The sequence below is a fragment of the Nocardioides sp. BP30 genome (assembly GCF_029873215.1).
Lineage (GTDB): Bacteria > Actinomycetota > Actinomycetes > Propionibacteriales > Nocardioidaceae > Nocardioides.
Window position 1 is genome coordinate 2455826 of the sequence record NZ_CP123620.1, and the last position, 16944, is coordinate 2472769.

A 16944-nucleotide genomic window follows, 5' to 3' on the forward strand; every position below is an offset into this window, starting at 1 on the left:
CGTGGTCGGACCAGCCACGGCCGACGGGCCCCGGCCGTCGCCTCACGACCACTGCCGCCTGATCATCGTCGTCACCGCCAACGGGTCGGCGCCTCGCTGGGCGGCGAGCACGCCGGAGCCTCGCGGCGAGCCGGTGTAGAGCGGGGCGCCGCCGCCGATCCAGTGGTCCCAGGCGCGTCCGAACTGCTCGGCCTCCTGGGCGTTCCCGGCCAGCACGGACGGCACGGCGTGCCACACCTCGCCGTCCGGTGCGATCCGCCCGGTGGCGCCGATCCGGGCCAGCTCGTGGCCGGTCCGCTCGCGGTCGGTCACCACCCAGCGCGAGATGATGTAGCGGGGTGAGGCCAGCGGTGCGAGCACCTCGTCGAGTGCGGACGCGAAGAGCGCGGCGTGGGGCTCCGCGACCTCGGCGAGACGGACCCGGTACGTACCGCTCCGGTCGACCTCCACCCGCAGCCGGTCCGCACCGACCGGGAGGCGCCCGGCAGCGTGCAGGCCGTCCGCGACGGCACCGGCGAGCTGGGTCACCGACGGCGGCTCGGCAGCGGCAGCGACCCGACGCCGGCCCTCCGCCCGCAGCGCCCGGCCGCGCCAGACCGTCGCCGGGACGGCCGTCACGAGCGCCAGGCCGGTGAGGGCGGTGCTGGCCACGGCCAGCCCGGGCGAGGCGGCAGCGGCCGCCACCCCCCATCCGGCAGCGGCGGTGCCGGTCAGCGTCCACCCGGCGGTGGCGGCGATCCGGCTGGGCCGCAGGTGCGGCGCACCGCTGCGGACCTCGAGCGCACCCTCCCTGACCACGACGGGGCGCGGGTCGCCCGCGGTGCCGAGGCGCCCGGGGCGGTCGGGGCGGATGCGCACCGTCCGGGTCGGCGCGTCGTCGTACGGCTCGCCGATGCGCCAGCGAGCCCGGATCGCGTCCCGGTCCTCGGCGCGCACCAGCATGCGCGCATTGAGCGCCTCGAACTCGGTAGCCGGCGGCGGCAGGTACGGCGAGAACGCGGCGTCGATATGCCCGACGCCGTCCACGACCGTGCCGTCGTCGTCGACGCCGAAGTAGCCGTCGTGCTTGCGGACCAGTCGCTGCCAGTCGTTGTCGCCGCGCGGGTGGCCGGCCGCGACGCAGGCGAGCGACCAGTTGATCGCCACCTTGGCCGGGTTGGCCGGATCGATCCGCAGCGCCCGGCCGCGGGTCTGCACGACAGCCGTCGCGGTCGTGACGGCCGTCAGGTCGACGATCCCGGTGATGCGGCGGGCGTCCCAGCCCTCGCCGAGCAGGCCGCGGGTGCCGACCAGCACGTGGCAGCCGCCCGCCTCGAAGAACCGGGTCACGTGACCGACCCAGGTGCGGCTGGTCCACGGGCCGACCAGGCGCCCGTAGTCCGCACCGTCCTCGACGGCGAGCCGGGCGGCCAGAGCGGCGTCGGTGGCGGCGATGTGATCGCGCAGTGCCGCCAGCGTCGCGGGTGCGCCGGCGACGGTGGTGCCGGTGACGAGCACCGCGTCCGGGCTGCCGCCGACGTCGGCCAGCAGGGCCGAGAGCGCCGCGTGCGCGGAGCCCGCCTGCTCGGACAGGACGCCGTCCAGGTCGGCGGGCAGGGTCGCCGAGGCGCGCTCGTGGTCGCACAGCACGAGCAGCCGCAGGCCGTCGCCGAGCGCGAGACGCTCGTGGTAGACGATCTGTGCCGCCGCGACCACCTTCGACTCCGAACGCGCGAGGACGCGGTCCACCGGGGAGCGCCCGCGGCGTACGCCTCGCTTCGTCAGGACGTACCCGACGGACGGGAGCGCCCGCCGGATCCCGGCGAGGACCGGTGCGTCGGCCGGATCGTGCGACGCCAGGAGCGCGCCCTTGACCCAGTCGTCGATCAGCACCACCCAGTCGTCGGCGGTGGGATCGCGGCGGTGCTCCTCCGCGATCACCGCGCCGTCCGGGAGCGCCAGCAGCCCAGCATGGTGGACGCGCAGCGCGGCCAGCGCCAGCGCGGGCTCGCTCCGCGCGAGCGCCTCCCACCCGGGCGCATCGCCGGCACGCTGCACGAAGCGCCGCTCCAACCAGGTGAGGAAGGGCACGCTCCCGTACGCCGGATCGCTGAGGCCGGTAACGAGCTCGGCGAACCGTTCCGCGCTCTCGGCCAGCCAGTCCTGCTCGGTCGGGGTGGGCTCGGTGAGCCAGACCAGCTCGGCGAAAGGCGCCAGGTCGCCCTCGCGGACCACCGCCGGGATCGAGGTCTCGAAGACGATCGGCCCGAACAGCTCGGCGACGAGCGCCGCCTCGCCGCGGGTGAGCGCTGCAGGCGGCGTGGCCGTCAGCCCGAGGACACGGGCCTGCGGGAGCAGGTCGAGCAGCTCGGCCAGCAGCCGTCCCCACACCTCGAGCAGGTGGTGGCACTCGTCGAGGATCAGCAGGACCGGGCCCGCCTCCTGCAGCTGCTTGATCAGGAGCCGGCCGTTCTCGTGCAGCCGCGAGATCAGCGGCGTGCCATGCCCGTCCTCGTCCGTCTCCGCATCGGGGTCGAAGACGGCCAGCGACTGGTAGGTCAGCGAGGTCAGCGCCGCCGACAGCGAGCGGTCGTCACCGGCCTCGAGGCCGATGGTCTCGGCCTGCCGGACCCACTGCCCCTGGATGGCTGTGTTCGGGCTGAGTACGGCGACCCGTTCGACCTGGCGTCCCGCGAGCAGCAGGCGGGCGCTCTCCAGACCGACGAGGGTCTTGCCCGCACCCGGCGGCAGCACGACCCAGCACCGCCGCCGACCCGCGCGCCAGGCGGCGTCGAGGCCGGTCAGGGCCCGGCGCTGGTGGGTCCGCAGCTCGAACCCGTCGGCGTCGGTCGTCACATCGCCCCCTCGGCGTCGGTGGTGCTCTGCCCGGTGCGGACAGGGTAGCGGCGACCAGCGGCGACCAGCGGCGGCCAGCACCGACCGGCCGAGCATGCCCGGGGCCGCGGCGGGGGACCTGTCGGCGTGGTGGTCGACGGCGAGCGTTCGAGCGAGGGCGCCTTCCACGTCGACTCGGAGGTCGGCCAGCTGCGCCAGGTGATCGTGCACCGCCCCGGCCTGGAGCTCGACCGATTGACGCCGAGCAACCACGACGAGCTGCTCTTCGACGACGTGCTGTGGGGAGAGCGGGCCCGGCACGAGCACGACGCCTTCGCGCAGACGCTGCATGAGCGGGGCGTGGTGGTGCACCACTTCGCCGACCTGCTCGCCGGCGCGCTGGAGGAGCCCGGTGCCCGTGACCTCGTCGCGTCGCAGCTGACCCACGAGCTGGCGCTCGCGCCGACCCTCGCGGCGCCGGTCGAGGAGCTGGTCGCCTCGACCGGTGCCGAGGTGCTCGCGCGCTACCTCATCGGCGGCGTGACGAAACGCGAGGTCGGCGCCGCGCTCCAGGGCCCGAGCCTCCTGCTGGAGCACCTGGGCGACGACGACTTCGTCCTGCCGCCCCTGCCCAACCACCTCTTCCAGCGCGACAACGCCGTGTTCGTCCACGACGGCCTGGCGGTCAACACGATGGCCAAGCAGGCCCGGCGACGGGAGTCGTTGAACTCCCGGCTGGTCTTCGACTTCCATCCGCTGTTCCGGGGCCGCGTCGCTCGCCGCTGGGACGAGGACGGGTCCTCACCGCTGGCGACCCTGGAGGGTGGCGACGTCCTGGTGCTCGGCAGGCGCGCGGTGATGGTCGGGCTGGGGGAGCGCACCACCGCACCCGGGATCGAGGTGCTCGCCCGCTCGCTGTTCCGGGCCGGTGTGGTCGACACCGTCATCGCCGTCGAACTGCCGCGGCAGCGTGCCTTCATGCACCTCGACACGGCGATGACGATGGTGGACCGCGACGCGTTCTCGGTCTTCCCCTATCTGCCCGATGACCTGCGCTCCTTCGCGCTGCACCGGGTCGGCGAGGACGGCTGCTTCAAGCTCGAGGAGAACAGCGACCTGTTCGGCGTGGTCGCCGACGCGCTCGGCCTGGACCGGTTGCGGGTCCTGCGCACACCGATCGACCGGGCCGGCGCCGAGCGGGAGCAGTGGAACGACGCCAACAACTTCCTGGCCCTCGCGCCGGGCGTCGTGGTCGGGTACGACCGCAACACCACCACCAACCGCTACCTCGCCGACCAGGGCATCGAGGTCGTTCCGATCGAGGGTGCCGAGCTCGGCCGCGGACGCGGTGGCGCGCGATGCCTGAGCTGCCCGATCGAGCGCGACGCGGTCGGCTGAGGGCGCGGCGAGGATCCGGCTACCCGATCTGGGGGAAGTGCCCGGATGCCCCCTCGACGAGGGGGCACCAGTCCTACGGACCGGCGCACGGCGTCGTCGTGGGCGGGGTCCGACGTCCGAACGAACCCACGAGACTCGAGGAGTGAGTTGACGGTGAACCTCAGCATCTCGAAAGCAGTGGTGATCGCCAGCGCGCTGGTCGTCGCCGGCGGCAGCGCCGCCTACGGTATCGCCCAGGCCGACGACACGACGCCGACCGCCACCTGCAGCGCCTCGCCGTCCTTGGACGTCGGTGCGACGACCACGACGTTCTCCATCCGGTGCAGCGTCCCGAACCAGACGGTGACGGTGACCTCGGTCCCGACCGAGACGGTCACCGTGACGCCGTCGGCCACCGGCACGGCGAACCCGACCGGCACCCCGAGCGACACCTCGCAGCCGTCCGACACCGCCTCTACCACCCCGTCCAGCACCCCGTCCACCGCCTCCTCCTCGCCACCGGCATCGTCGTCGTCCACCCCGACGGGAACGACGACGCCCGGGGGGCCCTGCACGCCGGCCGACACCGTCGCGGCGTTCTACCCCACCGCCGGCAACCCGACCGGGCAGGGCTCCGCCGACCTCGGCGGCGGCTACAACGCCTCGGCCGAGGAGTGGGGCGTCTACCCGGAGTACCGGCAGACGATGTGCGTGTACTCGACCAGCCACTGGACCGTCGACGCCGCCGTGACCGATCACGGCGGAGCCGTCCAGGCCTACCCCTCGATGCGCCGGATCTATCACGACTGGGGTCGGGGCACCGACTTCTCCCAGGACCCGAAGCTGTCCTCGTTCCCGAGGCTCGAGGCGAGCTTCGCGCAGACCGATCCGGCCGACTGTTCGGCCTGCATCTACGACGACGCCTTCGACATCTGGCTCAACGGGATCTCCAGCAGTGGCGATACCGAGCTGATGATCTGGACGCACAACGTCAAGCAGGCGCCGGCCGGATCGAGGGTCGCCTCCGGGGTGGCGCTCGCCGGTCACACCTGGGACGTCTACGACGCGGCGCCGTCGTACGTCGCCTACGTGCCGACGGACGTCGACGACATCGGGCAGGGCACCTTCGACCTCAAGTCGTTCATCGCCGATGCCGCCGCACGCAAGCTGACGACAGCCGATCCGCGGGTCGGGCAGGTCTCCTACGGCGTCGAGACGGTCTCCACCGGCGGAGTCGCCCGGCACTGGGACTTCAGCGACTTCGCCCTCGCCGACAGCTGAGTCGGACAGACACCGGGCAAGCCCCGACCCGCCGGCACGCGGGTCGGGGACGGGCCCCTAGGACTCGACCTTCGCCGCGGCAGGTCGGTTGACCCGGCCGATGACGTGCTCGCCGTACGCCGCGAGCGTCTCCTCCTTGGCGTCGTGCTGGAGATAGACGGCGAACTGGTCCACGCCCAGCCCGCGCAGCGCCTCCAGCTTGGCGACCTGCTCCTCGACGGTGCCGATGAGGCAGAACCGCTCGACGATCTCGTCGGGCACGAAGCTGGCATGGGTGTTGCCGGCCCGACCGTGCTCGTTGTAGTCGTAGCCCGCGCGGCCGGCGATGTAGTCGGTCAACGCCTGCGGCACGGCGCCCCCGGTGCCGTACTTCGCCACGATGTCGGCGACGTGGTTGCCGACCATCCCGCCGAACCAGCGGCACTGGTCGATCGCATGTGCGCGCGCCTGGGTGGAGCCGTCGGTCACGTACGCCGGCGCGGCGACGCAGAACGTGAGCGACTCCGGATCGCGGCCGGCGTCGGCCGCTGCCTTGCGCACCGTGGCGATCATCCAGGCGGCGATGTCGAGGTCGGCGAGCTGCAGGATGAAGCCGTCGCCGACCTCGCCCGCCGCCTTGAGCGCGAGCGGTCCGTAGGCGGCGATCCACACCTCGAGCCGCGAGCTGGTCGCCCACGGGAACTGCAGGGTCGAGCCGTTGACCTCGACCGGTCGGCAGCTCGCCAGCTCGCGGATCACGTGGGTGGCCTCGCGCATCGCCTTGACGGTCGTCGGCCTGCCGTTGAGCACCCGGACGGCGGAGTCGCCGCGGCCGATGCCGCAGACGGTGCGATTGCCGTACATCTCGTTCAGGGTGGCGAACACGCTCGCGGTGACCGTCCAGTCCCGGGTGGCCGGGTTGGTGACGAACGGCCCGACCGTGATGCGCCGGGTCTCGGCGAGGATCTGACTGTGGATGACGTAGGGCTCCATCCACAGCAGATGCGAGTCGAAGGTCCATACGTGACTGAAGCCGTACTCCTCGGCGCGCTTGGCCAACGCCACCGTGCGCCACGCCGGTGGGTCGGTCTGCAGGACGACTCCGAAGTCCATGGATCTCCTTTCGATGCTCGAGCGCGTCGGGGGCGTGCCCCGACCGCGTCGAGGGGTCAGCTCAGATACTGCGACAGCCCGCGGGCGACGTACTGCCCATGGCCTTTGCGCCCGACGTAGCCGGAGTCGTCGACGACCACCGCACCGCGCGACATCACCAGGTCGACGTGGCCGTCGATCTCGAAGCCCTCCCACGCGGAGTAGTCCATGTTCATGTGGTGGGCGGTCCGGCCGGGTCCCATCCCGATCGAGGTGTGCCCGCTCGGGTCGTAGACCACGATGTCGGCGTCGGCTCCGGGCGCGATGACCCCCTTCTTGCCGTACATTCCGAACATCCGGGCCGGCGTGGTCGAGGTGATCTCGACCCATCGCTCTAGGGTGATCTCGCCGGTGACGACGCCCTGGTACATCAGGTCCAGCCGGTTCTCGACCGAGCCGATGCCGTTGGGGATCTTGGAGAAGTCGTTGCGGCCGAGCTCCTTCTGGTCCTTCATGCAGAACGGGCAGTGGTCGGTGGAGACCATCTGGATGTCGTTGGTGCGCAGGCTCTGCCACATCGCGTTCTGGTGCCCCTCGGCGCGCGAGCGCAGCGGCGTGGAGCAGACCCACTTGGCGCCCTCGAGGGTGCCCCACCGCTCGCTGACAGCGGCGAGCTGCTCCTCCAATGAGAGGTAGAGGTACTGGGGGCAGGTCTCGCCGAAGACGTTGAGGCCGCGATCGCGCGCTGTCGCGATCTGCTCGACGGCCTGCTTGGCAGAGACGTGCACGACGTACAGCGGTGCGCCGGTGAGGTCGGCGAGCATGATCGCGCGGTGGGTGGCCTCCTCCTCGGCCTGCCACGGACGGGTGATGCCGTGCCAGTACGGCGTGGTCTTGCCAGCGGCGATCGCCTGCTGGACGAGGACGTCGATGACGGCGCCGTTCTCGGCGTGCATCATCATCATCGCTCCGTTCTCGGAGCCCTTCTGGAAGGCCCGCAGGATCTGGCCGTCGTCGGAGAGGAAGACGCCCTTGTAGGCCATGAAGAGCTTGAAGCTGGTGACCCCCTCGGAGATCAGCTCGTCCATCGCGGTCAGGCTGCTGTCCTGGACGTCGGAGAGGATCTGGTGGAAGCCGTAGTCGATGGCGCAGTTGCCGGCGGCCTTCTCGTGCCACAGGTGGTACTGGTCGAGCACGTTCTGCTCCGGGTACTGCACCACGAAGTCGACGATCGTCGTCGTGCCGCCCCACGCCGCGGCGCGGGTGCCGGTCTCGAAGGTGTCGCTGGCGAAGGTGCCGCCGAACGGCATCTCCATGTGGGTGTGGGCATCGACCCCGCCCGGGACGACGTACTTCCCGGTCGCGTCGATGGTGCGGTCCGGCGCGATGGGGCCGAAGGGGATGGCGCCCGGCTGGATCAGCGCGACGATCGTCTCACCGTCGACGAGGACGTCGGCCTGCGTACGCCCGGTGGCGCTGACGACCGTCCCGCCGGTGATCAGGGTGGTGCTCATGCCTGCGGGATCCGGGTGTAGGTGTCGGGCCGGCGATCGCGGTAGAACTGCCAGTCGTCGCGCATCTGCTGCACCATGTCCAGGTCGAGGTCGCGCACGAGCAGCTCCTCCTTCTCGCTCGAGCCGCGCTCGCCGACGAAGTTCCCCCGCGGGTCGATCACCTGGCTGGTGCCGTAGAAGTCCACGGCCTCCTCGCCGTACTCGTTGTCCTCCCGACCGACCCGGTTGGGCTGGAGCACGAAGTAGCCGTTGGCGACGGCAGCGCAGGGACCCTCGACCTCCCACAACCGGTTGGACAGGCCCGGCTTGGTGGCGTTCGGGTTGAAGACCAGGTGGGCGCCGTTCAGCCCGAGCTCACGCCAGCCCTCGGGGAAGTGCCGGTCGTAGCAGATGTACATCCCGACCTTGCCGATCGCCGTCTCGAAGACCGGATAGCCCAGGTTGCCGGGGCGGAAGTAGAACTTCTCCCAGAACTTCTCCAGGTGCGGGAGATGGTTCTTGCGGTAGGTGCCGAGGATGGTGCCGTCGGCGTCGACCAGCACCGAGGTGTTGTAGTAGACCCCGGTCTCGGCCTCCTCGTAGATCGGCAGGATCATCACCTGGCCGAGCTCCTTGGCCAGTGCGGCGAAGCGCTGCACGATCGGCCCGTCGGCCGCCTCGGCGTACCGGTAGTACTTCTTGTCCTGCGTGATGCCGAAGTAGGGCCCGTAGAAGAGCTCCTGGAAGCACATCGCCTGGGCTCCCTGCGCGGCGGCGTCGCGGGCGAACTGCTCGTGCCTGTCGAGCATCGACTCCTTGTCGCCGGTCCACGTCGTCTGCGAGATGGCAACCCTGACAATCGACATGCTGCAGCCTTCCGACGGTCGGCGTCGTGACTACGGCGCCGTGGTTTCCTGAGCTGGTTCTCGCTCCACCATGGCACGTACGGCGCACCCGTGCACCGACTACTTTGCAAAGTCTCCCCAGATGTAACGACGCCGAAATGCGGGCGCCTCGCGGTGGGCCGGCGCCGCACCTGACCCTCTCTGCTGGGCGTGTCGCCACCCCGGTACCGGTGCCGAGCACCCATCCGACCGCCGGGGTGGCTCCGGATAACGCAGGAGGGGTCGCACGACCCGCCGAGACGGCGCGGACGGGAGGTCGCGCCGGGGGTCATCCGAAGGGGAGCGAACGGTGTCTCTACCCACTGCGAGGTCGACGTTGACCGAGTTCCTGCTCGCCCGCATCGCCGAGGACGAGGCGTCGGCGCGCGCTGCCGGCGGCCTGGCCTGGCTCGATGGCGATCATCCGACCCGGTCGGCGGTCATCGCGGATGCGGCCGGTGATGCGGTCGTCTACAGCGAGGGGATCGCGTGGGAGCCGCAGGCCACCCATATCGCCCGCTGGCACCCCGCGCGCGTGCTGGTCGAGTGCGAGGTCAAGCGGCGCCTCATCGCCGAACACCTCGAGCCGTGCCCGACCCTGCGACTGCTCGGGCTGACCTACTGCGACCACGAGGACTATCTCGAGGACTGGCGTCCCTAGCGTCAGTGCCGGATCGGGGAGCGGGGCGCGGGCACGTAGCAGCCGTCCCGCTCGGCCTGGACGGCCGCCAGCGTCCGCGACGGCGCGTCGAGCTTGTGCAGGATGTGCTCGACGTGGGCGGCCACGGTCCGCGGGGCGAGGGCGAGTCGGCGCGCCACCTGCTGGTTGGACAGTCCGTCGACGATGTGCCCGAGCACCTCGAGCTCGCGGGAGGTCAAGCCCCGGCAGTCGCCGTCGGGACTGACGAGCAGCGTTCCGAGCACGAAGGCGGGTACGTCGGCGGCGGCGAGGACCGTCATGCGGACATGGCCGCCGGCACCACCGTCGTCCACCGGCCACATGAACGATCGGTACACCTGCCCGGCCAGGAGCGCGTCCCGGGCGACCTCGACGACCGGGCACCGCGCGTCCAGGAGCTCGTGGCGCTCAAGGCCCGGAAGCGGCTGGAGCGTCCCGTCGCGGAACAGCACGGCGCCGGAGGTGGCGCCCTGCACGAGCCGTGCGGTGGCGAGGACGGAACGCATGGGGGAGACCCCGCCGGCGACCAGTGGGGCGAGCCGCGCCATGGTGGCCCGTACCGCCGGCGAGGGCGGATCGCCGCTGAAGAACAGCAGCGTGAGGATGCCGAGATAGGGGCCGCCCGGTTCGAACAGCGGCACCCCCAGCCCCTCCCGGAAGCCGGTCGGGATCAGGCAGTCGGTCCAGGTGGGCAGCTCGTCCACGGGGACGGCCAGATCCGCCAGGCTGAGCGGCGGCCGGTTCCTGGTGAGGCCGGCGTCCCGGATGCTCTCGGCGACCGCCGGCCGGGCGAGGTAGTCGAGGACGGGCTGCTCGAGACCGGTGCTGGCCACGGTGGCGTACACCTTGGCGTCCGGATCGGCCAGGGCCAACCAGGTCGCCCCGGGCGGCAGCCAGCGGGTCAGCCCGTCCACGAGCCGCTGCGCGCGCTCGGCCAGGGGCGCGCCGGTCGAAGCGACGTCGGTGAGCGATGCCAGGGGCGGACGGGGCACGTCGGCTCCCTCCCAGTAGCAGGGATCCACGGGCGCAGCGGCCGGTCCCCTCACCTATGCCTTCGACCACTGCTGGCTGGCAAGCGACGCCAACCAGCGGCGTGGTACCCGCTCGTTCGGGCCGACACTCACGACACGCCGAGCGGTCTCAGTGCCCGCACCGTGGGCATTTCTGCCGATATCGGACCGGCCGCGCGGATCCGTGTAATCGAGGTGAGCCCACGGTGGGAGACAGACGCGGAAGGAGACGACCGAGATGAAGGCAGTGGTGTACGAGGGGCCGAGGAAGGTCAGCGTGAAGGATGTGCCGGACGCGCGCATCGAGCGTCCGACCGACGTGCTGGTTCGGATCACATCGGCGAACATCTGCGGCTCGGACCTGCACATGTACGAGGGGCGGACCGACTTCGAGCCCGGCCGCTGGTTCGGGCACGAGAACCTCGGCCAGGTGGTCGAGGTCGGGGACGGGGTCGACAAGGTCAAGGTGGGCGAGTACGTGGTCCTGCCGTTCAACATCGCGTGTGGTCACTGCAAGAACTGCGAACGCCAGCTCACCAACTACTGCCTGACGGCCCAGCCGGAGCCGAGCATGGCCGGCGCGGCGTACGGCTTCGCCGACATGGGTCCGTACGGCGGAGGGCAGGCGGAGCTGCTGCGCGTGCCGTGGGGCGACTTCAACTGCCTGCGGCTCGGGGAGGACGCCGAGCAGCGCCAGACCGACTACGTGATGCTGGCCGACATCTTCCCGACCGGCTACCACGCCACCGAGCTGGCAGGGGTGCAGCCCGGCGACCAGACGGTCATCTACGGCGCCGGCCCGGTCGGGCTGATGGCGGCGCTCTCCGCGACGATCCGCGGCGCCAGCAAGGTGATGGTCGTCGACAGGCACCCCGACAGGCTCCGCCTCGCCGAGTCGATCGGGGCGATCGCCATCGACGACTCCCAGGTGGATCCGGTCGAGGCGGTCCTGGAGCAGACCATGGGTCTGGGCGCTGACAACGGCTGTGAGTGCGTCGGCTACCAGGCGCACGAGCCCAGCGGGGAGGAGCACGCGAACCTCACGATGAACCGGCTGGTCGCCTCCGTGCGCTTCACCGGGAGGATCGGCAACGTCGGTGTCTTCGTCCCGCAGGACCCCGGGGCGAAGGACGAGCTGGCCAAGCAGGGCAAGCTCGCCTTCGACTACGGCATGTTCTGGTTCAAGGGGCAGCACATCGGCAGTGGCCAGGCCCCGGTCAAGAAGTACAACCGGCAGCTGAGGGACCTGATCGCTGCCGGCAAGGCCGAGCCGTCGTTCATCGTGAGCCACGAGTTGCCGCTCGACCGGGCGCCCGAGGCCTACCAGCACTTCGACAGCCGCGACGACGGCTGGACCAAGGTCGTGCTGCACCCGGCGATGGCAGGCGCGTGACATGGCGACGACGCTGGATGGACGGCGGGTGGCCATCCTCGCGGCCGACGGGGTGGAGCGGGTCGAGCTGGAGCAACCCCGGCAGGCGCTGGACGACGCCGGAGCGAGCACCGAGGTGCTCTCGATCAGCAGCGGCAAGATCCAGGCCCGTGACCACGACCTGAAGGACGCCGGCACCTTCGCCGTCGACCGGCTCGTCGGGGAGGCCTCGGTCGAGGACTACCACGCGCTGCTCCTGCCGGGTGGGACGGTGAACCCCGACAAGCTGCGGATGGAGCCGGCCGCGGTCGAGTTCGTCAGACGCTTCGTGCAGTCGGGCAAGCCGGTCGCGTCGATCTGCCACGGCCCCTGGAACTTCGTCGAGGCCGACGTCGCGCGGGGCCGTCGGCTGACCTCGTGGCCCAGCGTGCGCACCGACCTGCGCAACGCCGGTGCCGAGGTGGTCGACGAGGAGGTGGTCACCGACGGCAACATCACCACCAGTCGCTCACCCGACGACCTGCCCGCGTTCTGCGAGCGGATCGTGCAGGAGTTCGCCAAGGCCCCGCAGGGCGCTGGAGCGGGAGGCCGGGCGTGACGTCGTCGGTTCAGAGCGTCGCCACCCAGGCGGCCCGCGGCGCCGGAACCCTTGCCCGGCAGGTGCGGTCGGCCCTCAATCCCGCTGTCGCCCACCCTGCCGGCGTGAGCGCACCCAGCAGCACGGGCACCGCTACATCCCCGAGATCCTCGACCGGATGAGCCGGGACGAGGTGAGGACGGAGCATCTGGCCACCCATGTGATGCCTCTCGACGACGGCCCGCGGGGCTACCGGATGTTCAAGGCGGAGGAGGACGGGTGCGTGCGCGCCGTGTTCCGCCCGGGTGGGTGAGCACGAAAGCGCTGGAAGGGTCTTGGTCGGCACACGAATCGGTTGCGAGAGGTGAACATGCGCGCGATGGTCTACCGCGGTCCCTACCGGGTCCGCGTCGAGGAGAAGGACATCCCGACGATCGAGCATCCCAACGATGCCATCGTGCGGGTGACCCGGGCGGCGATCTGCGGGTCCGACCTGCACCTGTACCACGGCATGATGCCGGACACGCGGGTCGGACACACGTTCGGTCACGAGTTCATCGGCGAGGTCCAGGAGGTCGGCTCGTCGGTGCAGAACCTGCAGCGCGGTGATCGGGTCATGGTGCCGTTCAACGTCTTCTGCGGCACCTGCTACTTCTGCGCCCGGGGGCTGTACTCGAACTGCCACAACGTGAACCCGAACGCAACGGCGGTGGGTGGCATCTACGGCTACTCCCACACCTGCGGCGGCTACGACGGGGGTCAGGCGGAGTACGTCCGGGTGCCGTTCGCCGACGTGGGGCCGGGGCTGATCCCGGACTGGCTGGACGACGACGACGCGGTGCTGTGCACCGACGCGCTGCCCACCGGGTACTTCGGCGCCCAGCTCGGCGGCATCGTCGAGGGCGACGTCGTCGTGGTGTACGGCGCCGGACCGGTGGGCCTCTTCGCCGCGCGGTCGGCCTGGCTGATGGGCGCCGGAAGGGTGATCGTCGTCGACCACCTCGACTACCGGCTCGAGAAGGCACGCGACTTCGCCCACGCCGAGCCGATCAGCTTCACCGAGCACGGCGACGTGGTCCGGCACCTCAAGTACCTCACCGAGGGCCTCGGGGCCGATGTCGTCATCGACGCGGTCGGTGCCGAGGCCGACGGGAACCTCCTCCAGCACGTCACCGCGGCGAAGCTGAAGCTCCAGGGCGGCTCGCCGGTGGCGCTGAACTGGGCGATCGACACCGTCCGCAAGGGCGGCACCGTCTCGGTCATCGGCGCGTACGGTCCGCTGTTCAGCGCCGTGAAGTTCGGCGACGCGATGAACAAGGGCCTCACGCTCCGGATGAACCAGTGCCCGGTCAAGCGGCAGTGGCCACGCCTCTTCGAGCACCTGCGCAACGGCTACTTCAAGCCGAGCGACGTGGTCACCCACCACGTCCCGCTCGAGCACATCGCCGAGGGCTACCACATGTTCTCGGCGAAGCTCGACCACTGCATCAAGCCCATCGTCGTCCCGTCCGCGGCATGACCCAGGGGAGAGCCCGATGACCTACACGCCTCAGAAGCCGCCGATCGCGGAGAACAGTGACGCGTTGAGGGCACGCATCCCCGGCTGGGGTGCCGACCTCGACCCGGCCGACCGCCCGTCGGTCCCGCGCGAGCGATTCGACCCGACCTTCTCCGGTGCTCACTGGGAGTACCCCGAGCAGCAGCCGGAGAAGTGGCCGCGGGAGAGGTCCGTCGAACACACCCAGCTCCCTCCGGTGTTCGGGACGTCCTGCCCGCCCAAGGGCCTGTCGGGAGCCATCCGGAGGTTCGCCTACGCGAAGTACAGCGAGGGGCAGGCCGCGCACTGGCTGCTGCTCATCGCCGGCGACCGGGTGGATGCGCTCGAGAGCGGCCTGGTCTCCCTGCTGACGCTGCGCCCGGACAACCCGATCACCGAGACCGGGATCGTGGCCGAGGTGACCCGCCACGGCCTGCGGTCGCGCCTGGGGCATGGCCGCGCCGACGTCAAACACCAGTGGATGGACCCGCTCATCGTCGGCGCCCCGTGGATCGGCGGCGGCGCGGCGGCGTACCTCCTGGTGCGACGTATGCGTCGGCGTTCGTAGCGACGCGATCGGACGGCGTGCTCGCATGATCCGGGCGTCACGAGCCGGACGCAGGGAGGGGAGAGGGGTCCAGTGACCGCAGAGCTCGGTACGGACGCGAGCGCCAGACGCATCCTGTCTCCCCGTCGCTCACTGGTCAGCCTGGTCATCGGTCTCGCGGCGGGCGTCGTGGTCGCCGTGGTCGCCTCCCCACGGCTGCTGCCCCTGGTGACCTGGACCGTCACGGTCGCCGTCCTGCTCACGTGGGTCTGGCGGATGAGCTGGGCGCAGGACTCGGACGGGACGAAGCGTCTCGCGGAGCAGGAGAGCACGACGAGATCCGCTGACGTCTGGCTGCTCGCCGCGGCTGTCACGAGCCTCGCCGTGGTCGTGGTGGCGCTCGTGCAGTCCAGCAGCCAGCGCAGCGGCACCGCCGTCGCCTCGGTGCTGCTCAGCGTCCTCAGCGTCACACTCTCCTGGGCGCTGGTGAACACCGTTTACGCCTTCAAGTACGCGCGCCTGTACTACCTCGACGAGCCCGACACGGGCGGGATCGACTTCAAGCAGCAGCATCCCCCGACGTACAGCGACTTCGCGTACATGGCCTTCACGGTCGGCATGTCGTTCGCCGTCTCGGAGACCGAGCCCACCTCCACCCGGATCAGGCGGGTGGCGTTCGGCCACGCCCTGCTGTCCTACGCGTTCGGCACCGGGGTGCTCGCTGTGGCCATCAACCTGGTGACCAATCTGGGTCAATGACGTGGCCGGTCCCGGGCGATCCGGGCGCGGCGGTCCTCCTCCCGCTTGGAGTACGCCGCCGCCCGGATCGCCTCGTCCGACTCCAGGCCGCTCCCCAACGCGCCGCCGACGGTGGCCGCCGACGCCACGAACCAGGTCAGCATGAACAGGTCGCCGTAGTCGACGGACATGTGCAGGTACCCGCCCATCACCGCGGGGTCGAGCACGAACAGCGCCCACACGAGGTTGAGGAGGTAGAGGGCGAGGTAGCAGATGATCACGCCGGCGAGCAGGGTCACCAGCGTCGAGGTGTTGTAGAGGCGCGACCTGTCCCGCGCTTGCGGAGTGTCGTCCTCCGGCCGGTCCCAGAGCTCTCCGTCGATGACGAGCCATCCGGTGATGAGGGCGATGGAGGTGACGGTCGCGATGGCCAGGCGCCACCAGGACAGCGAACCGGCCAGCAGCCACATCGTCGAGTTGATCGTGGCGATGGCGCCCGTCGTGAGCGCTGCGACGAGGGCCGACTTGAGCCCCGGCACGAGCAACCAGGGGCGATTGGCGAGCACCATGCCGAGCAGGAGCCGCCCGTGTCCACGGCGACGGGGCATCGCGACCCGGCGCTCACTGGTCGAGGCGGTGTCGGCCATGCCGCTGATGAGCTCGCCCAGGGCGTGCCTGCTGCGGCGGTGGACGCGGAGCCCGCCCAGTGCGGGCAGGGACAGCACGGCCGTTCGTTGCTGCCGGTCGGTCTCGATCAGGAGGTAGCGGCCGTCTCCGTCGCGGAGCGGAAGCTCGGTGAGACCGACCACCACGTCCCATCGATGCTCACGCGCGTGGTCGGTGAGTCGCGACAGCGCGGTGTCCACGTCCTCGCACGCGGTGGTGAACGGCTCGCTCACGACCTCGATGTGCCAGGGCCGTCCGTCGTCGTCCGTCGGCTCCACGTCGCGGAACCGATGGGCGACCTCGGTGGGCTGTGCCGGGTCGGCCACCAGGCCGACCCGAATCGGCTTCATCCGGCCCGAGTACCCCCAGCGCCCGTACGGAAACGGCCTCAGTGCTTCGGGTCCGGAGCCGGGCGTGGGGCAAGGCGGGCGGCGTACGGCGACGGGTGTGCCGCGGCCTGCCTCAGCACGCAGGCGCGTGCGGCGAAGGCGAGGCCGGCGAGGGAGATGGCGACGGCGAGGGTCGGGTCGATGTCCTTGGACAGGCTGGGCGCGCGGTCGGGACCGATCGCCCACCTCGCGAGGGCCAGCGCGTAGAGACCGCCGAGAGCCGTCGCCCAGGGGCGGAGCTTGCGCAGGCCGGGATCGCGCCAGGTGGCCACGACAGCGATGGCGACCGGGATGAGCGCCATCATCGCGAACTCCGCCGCGATGAGGAGGGGTACGGCGGCGCCGGCGATGACGCTGCGGCGGAAGGGGTGTCGAGCGCGGCGGGCGGGGCGGGTGGGGGTGGTGGTGATGGTGTCCATCGGTTCTTCCTTGCTGGATGGTCGGGGGTTCGTTCCGTGGGGTGGTGGGTCGGCTCGCCCCGGCGCCGGGTGCAGGTTGCCTGCCCCTGG

At 71.1% G+C, this 16944-nt stretch carries 16 protein-coding genes; 9 read left to right on the forward strand and 7 right to left on the reverse strand.

The annotated features are described in order from the left end of the window. Positions 1 to 42 precede the first annotated feature (42 nt). Positions 43 to 2835, reverse strand: coding sequence for a DEAD/DEAH box helicase family protein (locus tag P5P86_RS11590; protein WP_280607589.1), 2793 nt, complete (start codon positions 2833 to 2835; stop codon positions 43 to 45). Between the two features lie 126 nt (positions 2836 to 2961). Here P5P86_RS11590 and P5P86_RS11595 point away from each other — a divergent pair, with 126 nt between their 5' ends. Then, positions 2962 to 4212 carry an arginine deiminase gene (locus P5P86_RS11595; protein ID WP_280607590.1) on the forward strand — a complete coding sequence of 417 codons (1251 nt, stop codon included), beginning with the start codon at positions 2962 to 2964 and terminating at the stop codon, positions 4210 to 4212. A gap of 153 nt (positions 4213 to 4365) precedes the next feature. Next, positions 4366 to 5472 (forward strand): GH12 family glycosyl hydrolase domain-containing protein, encoded by a 1107-nt coding sequence (locus P5P86_RS11600; protein WP_280607591.1) that lies wholly within the window; start codon positions 4366 to 4368, stop codon positions 5470 to 5472. 57 nt (positions 5473 to 5529) lie between these two features. On the opposite strand, the gene P5P86_RS11605 is transcribed toward P5P86_RS11600, so the two are convergent. The 3 genes from P5P86_RS11605 to P5P86_RS11615 are packed head-to-tail and all read right to left on the reverse strand — an operon-like array spanning position 5530 to position 8902. Continuing rightward, positions 5530 to 6564, reverse strand: a complete 1035-nt coding sequence (locus tag P5P86_RS11605; RefSeq protein WP_280607592.1) for a TIGR03842 family LLM class F420-dependent oxidoreductase — start codon at positions 6562 to 6564, stop codon at positions 5530 to 5532. 56 nt (positions 6565 to 6620) lie between these two features. Continuing rightward, positions 6621 to 8057 carry a dihydropyrimidinase gene (gene hydA / locus P5P86_RS11610; RefSeq protein ID WP_280607593.1) on the reverse strand — a complete coding sequence of 479 codons (1437 nt, stop codon included), beginning with the start codon at positions 8055 to 8057 and terminating at the stop codon, positions 6621 to 6623. After that, positions 8054 to 8902: a nitrilase-related carbon-nitrogen hydrolase gene (locus tag P5P86_RS11615; RefSeq protein ID WP_280607594.1), complete on the reverse strand. Its 849-nt coding sequence runs from the start codon at positions 8900 to 8902 to the stop codon at positions 8054 to 8056. Before P5P86_RS11615 ends, hydA begins: the two co-directional genes overlap by 4 nt. 328 nt (positions 8903 to 9230) lie before the next feature. On the opposite strand from P5P86_RS11615, the gene P5P86_RS11620 reads away from it, so the two are divergent. Next, the gene (locus P5P86_RS11620; protein ID WP_280607595.1) at positions 9231 to 9581 is read left to right on the forward strand and encodes a DUF6221 family protein; all 351 of its coding nucleotides are present in this window, start codon (positions 9231 to 9233) and stop codon (positions 9579 to 9581) included. 2 nt (positions 9582 to 9583) lie between these two features. On the opposite strand, the gene P5P86_RS11625 is transcribed toward P5P86_RS11620, so the two are convergent. Continuing rightward, positions 9584 to 10591: a helix-turn-helix transcriptional regulator gene (locus P5P86_RS11625; RefSeq protein ID WP_280607596.1), complete on the reverse strand. Its 1008-nt coding sequence runs from the start codon at positions 10589 to 10591 to the stop codon at positions 9584 to 9586. A 295-nt stretch (positions 10592 to 10886) separates the two neighbouring features. On the opposite strand from P5P86_RS11625, the gene P5P86_RS11630 reads away from it, so the two are divergent. From P5P86_RS11630 to P5P86_RS11655, 6 genes are all read left to right on the forward strand, one after another. Next, complete coding sequence (locus P5P86_RS11630; RefSeq protein WP_348537899.1) at positions 10887 to 12002, forward strand: glutathione-independent formaldehyde dehydrogenase; 1116 nt, start codon at positions 10887 to 10889, stop codon at positions 12000 to 12002. Position 12003: 1 nt separating this feature from the next. Next, positions 12004 to 12579: a type 1 glutamine amidotransferase domain-containing protein gene (locus P5P86_RS11635; protein WP_280607598.1), complete on the forward strand. Its 576-nt coding sequence runs from the start codon at positions 12004 to 12006 to the stop codon at positions 12577 to 12579. 157 nt (positions 12580 to 12736) lie between these two features. Further along, positions 12737 to 12871 carry a hypothetical protein gene (locus P5P86_RS11640; protein WP_280607599.1) on the forward strand — a complete coding sequence of 45 codons (135 nt, stop codon included), beginning with the start codon at positions 12737 to 12739 and terminating at the stop codon, positions 12869 to 12871. 57 nt (positions 12872 to 12928) lie between these two features. Beyond that, complete coding sequence (locus P5P86_RS11645) at positions 12929 to 14077, forward strand: zinc-dependent alcohol dehydrogenase (RefSeq protein WP_280607600.1); 1149 nt, start codon at positions 12929 to 12931, stop codon at positions 14075 to 14077. Positions 14078 to 14093: 16 nt separating this feature from the next. Next, positions 14094 to 14663 (forward strand): hypothetical protein, encoded by a 570-nt coding sequence (locus P5P86_RS11650; protein ID WP_280607601.1) that lies wholly within the window; start codon positions 14094 to 14096, stop codon positions 14661 to 14663. 72 nt (positions 14664 to 14735) lie between these two features. Continuing rightward, a complete protein-coding gene (locus P5P86_RS11655) occupies positions 14736 to 15401 on the forward strand; it encodes a DUF1345 domain-containing protein (protein WP_280607602.1) in 666 nt (221 codons plus the stop codon). Here the strand turns inward: P5P86_RS11655 and P5P86_RS11660 are convergent. Then, on the reverse strand, positions 15395 to 16396 hold the full coding sequence (locus P5P86_RS11660) for a hypothetical protein (RefSeq protein ID WP_280607603.1): 1002 nt from the start codon (positions 16394 to 16396) through the stop codon (positions 15395 to 15397). The genes P5P86_RS11655 and P5P86_RS11660 overlap by 7 nt on opposite strands. A gap of 38 nt (positions 16397 to 16434) precedes the next feature. Further along, a complete protein-coding gene (locus P5P86_RS11665) occupies positions 16435 to 16854 on the reverse strand; it encodes a hypothetical protein (RefSeq protein ID WP_280607604.1) in 420 nt (139 codons plus the stop codon). Positions 16855 to 16944 lie beyond the last annotated feature (90 nt).

Excerpts from the sequence above, each read along its gene's own strand:
- P5P86_RS11640 (WP_280607599.1), top strand. The coding sequence starts at position 12,737 with ATGAGCCGGGACGAGGTGAGGACGGAGCATCTGGCCACCCATGTGATG.
- P5P86_RS11645 (WP_280607600.1), top strand. The coding sequence starts at position 12,929 with ATGCGCGCGATGGTCTACCGCGGTCCCTACCGGGTCCGCGTCGAGGAG.
- hydA (WP_280607593.1), bottom strand. The coding sequence starts at position 8,057 with ATGAGCACCACCCTGATCACCGGCGGGACGGTCGTCAGCGCCACCGGG.
- P5P86_RS11660 (WP_280607603.1), bottom strand. The coding sequence starts at position 16,396 with ATGAAGCCGATTCGGGTCGGCCTGGTGGCCGACCCGGCACAGCCCACC.
- P5P86_RS11650 (WP_280607601.1), top strand. The coding sequence starts at position 14,094 with ATGACCTACACGCCTCAGAAGCCGCCGATCGCGGAGAACAGTGACGCG.
- P5P86_RS11605 (WP_280607592.1), bottom strand. The coding sequence starts at position 6,564 with ATGGACTTCGGAGTCGTCCTGCAGACCGACCCACCGGCGTGGCGCACG.
- P5P86_RS11635 (WP_280607598.1), top strand. The coding sequence starts at position 12,004 with ATGGCGACGACGCTGGATGGACGGCGGGTGGCCATCCTCGCGGCCGAC.
- P5P86_RS11665 (WP_280607604.1), bottom strand. The coding sequence starts at position 16,854 with ATGGACACCATCACCACCACCCCCACCCGCCCCGCCCGCCGCGCTCGA.
- P5P86_RS11615 (WP_280607594.1), bottom strand. The coding sequence starts at position 8,902 with ATGTCGATTGTCAGGGTTGCCATCTCGCAGACGACGTGGACCGGCGAC.